Consider the following 1,266-nt stretch of genomic DNA (forward strand, 5'->3'; position numbering starts at 1 on the left):
GGGCTACCAAAATGAATTGGTAGCCCTTTTCTTTGTTATTAATATTAGTAAATTAATTAGTGAAATGAGTTTCTCGGCGCTGACGCCACGCCAACCCTGCCGCAAGAACGCCACCGATTGCCAGATATGTTAAAAATGAAGGCCAATACCAGTTTGCATACGAAACCCAGTCAAACACCTCGGTTAGCACACCAAACAAAACAGCACTAATGACTGCTCCTCCCCAATTAGGTGCTAACGACATAATCACGGCCACTAAGGCAATTGCTAAGTAGAACAACAACTCAGCAAAATTGTGGCGAATTACAAGTGTCGGAACTGCGAAAATCACCATTAAATACAGTAAATTTTTCGACCACGTGTTCATATTTTTTAACATCATTGGCCTCCTACTGTTTTGTTAGGCGTTCGCTTTCGGCCAACATCCCTAACATTTCTTGTTTTGTCGCATCAGTAGCGTTAACCGCAATCGTAATCCAATGCCGCTTATTCATATGATAAGCACGGGTAATCCCGCGCGTTTTAATCATCTCATCAACGTGGTCCGGCGTTAATTTCAACGTCAAATACAACACCGCCTCACGTTCAAAAATCATAGCCGTAATTTTGTTACTGGCATTATGCTTCATAACTGTCCAAATAATTGTCTCATGTGAATTGGTTTTGTTAAATGGATACGTTTCATGAGTCGCCGCATGGTCTTGTACCAGCGCGATCAACTGTTCTCTGGTGTACATCTGAGTCGCTCCTCCAATCATGTTTTACCATAATAGCACAGACAACTTGGACGGCACCTCTACATTTTTATAGTCAACGCAAAATCACGTTTACGCACGAAACCAAGACAGTCTACCGACAGTATAACGCCAACACCCGTTTTGCTTTCTCTAGCGTTGTCGCATCCGGCGCCTCGTAAATTTTGATTACTTCCAATACTTCTTTGCCAGCGACGGTTTTGTACCGCTTAACCCCGTCATGGGTTGGATCGCTATTATAATCACCCCAATAACCACCACCATGAGGATCTTTAAGCAGCCAATATTTATCATCTGTAACCCGCCCAGTCCGATTCTCCACGATACTTAGTGCGTAATCCAAGCCATGTTTTCGTGCATCCAACACCAGCGCCCGCTCAGTCCGGTTCACCGGTAAGATATTCTGGATAGTCGGCTTATCGGGGGCTAATACGTCATCAGTATGCGTCACCGCTACAAATGCACCCGCAAAACCAATCAATAGTAACAAAATTGTTTTCATGCCATTCCT

Annotated in this window: 3 protein-coding genes; all 3 read right to left on the reverse strand. The window is 43.8% G+C overall.

Annotation, left to right across the window (positions count from 1 at the left end; all coding sequences use genetic code 11):
* Nucleotides 1-52: 52 nt before the first annotated feature.
* Entirely contained in the window at nt 53-379 is a 327-nt protein-coding gene (locus WEIDD23_RS02380; protein WP_010373810.1) for a hypothetical protein, read from the reverse strand.
* Nucleotides 380-389: 10 nt separating this feature from the next.
* Nucleotides 390-737: an MmcQ/YjbR family DNA-binding protein gene (locus tag WEIDD23_RS02385; RefSeq protein ID WP_010373811.1), complete on the reverse strand. Its 348-nt coding sequence runs from the start codon at nt 735-737 to the stop codon at nt 390-392.
* 112 nt (nt 738-849) lie between these two features.
* Nucleotides 850-1,266, reverse strand: a 417-nt coding sequence (locus tag WEIDD23_RS02390; RefSeq protein ID WP_207644201.1) for a hypothetical protein, incomplete at its 5' end; no start/stop codon positions are given.

The sequence above is a fragment of the Weissella sp. DD23 genome, from assembly GCF_001579105.1.
GTDB lineage: Bacteria > Bacillota > Bacilli > Lactobacillales > Lactobacillaceae > Weissella > Weissella cibaria.

Coding starts and splice junctions, on each gene's coding strand:
- WEIDD23_RS02380 (WP_010373810.1), bottom strand. CDS start 379: ATGTTAAAAAATATGAACACGTGGTCGAAAAATTTACTGTATTTAATG.
- WEIDD23_RS02385 (WP_010373811.1), bottom strand. CDS start 737: ATGTACACCAGAGAACAGTTGATCGCGCTGGTACAAGACCATGCGGCG.